We start from the raw sequence: 206 nt of genomic DNA on the forward strand, positions 1-206 counted from the left end.
GCCCAGAAACTCGAAGTGCCGCTCTTGACTGGGATGAAATCGACTGAAACGTTTCATCGAGGTCTTCTCCGGAGCTACTTCCAGATTGAATGTCTTCAGTCTGGAAGCGAGCTGTTTGTAGAAGGCCCTGGCTTCTTGTCGATACTGGAATGCCACCACAAAGTCATCCGCATAGCGAATGAGCATAGCCCGCCCTTCACACTGCG

At 51.9% G+C, this 206-nt stretch carries 1 protein-coding gene; it reads right to left on the reverse strand.

Annotated features, from left to right (window positions below; translation table 11 throughout):
- Nucleotides 1-186: reverse transcriptase domain-containing protein (locus ACXAFR_RS27725; protein WP_475183488.1), on the reverse strand; the 186-nt coding region annotated here is incomplete at its 3' end.
- Between the last annotated feature and the right edge of the window lie 20 nt (nt 187-206).

The sequence above is a fragment of the Pseudomaricurvus sp. ABR4_320 genome (assembly GCF_056159445.1).